Origin of the sequence: Onishia niordana (genome assembly GCF_004798965.1) — a bacterium.
GTDB lineage: Bacteria > Pseudomonadota > Gammaproteobacteria > Pseudomonadales > Halomonadaceae > Onishia > Onishia niordana.
The window spans coordinates 1-247 of record NZ_SDSD01000148.1; the positions used below are offsets into that span (position 1 = coordinate 1).

A 247-nucleotide genomic window follows, 5' to 3' on the forward strand; every position below is an offset into this window, starting at 1 on the left:
TCAGTCGCAACAGCTTTGAGATTTTTCTTATCTGATAAGACCAAATGTACCCCAGTAAAAATAGGACGACTTTCTTGCGTACTTACAGCAAATACTGTTTCTGTAAAAATTTCTTTCAAAAAACCAACATTAATTTTAAGAGGATTTTCTTGTGAAATTTCTTGAATACGTGGATAAATTTCGGCATCCTGTCCTTTTAAAGTAATTTCTGACTTTCCAGAAGTGAGTAGTACTTGTTTTTGTTCTA

Annotated in this window: 1 protein-coding gene; it reads right to left on the reverse strand. The window is 32.4% G+C overall.

Annotated elements, in window-relative coordinates; translation table 11 throughout:
• On the reverse strand, positions 1-247 hold a 247-nt coding region (locus ETC27_RS18285), incomplete at both ends, for a hypothetical protein (protein WP_500690369.1).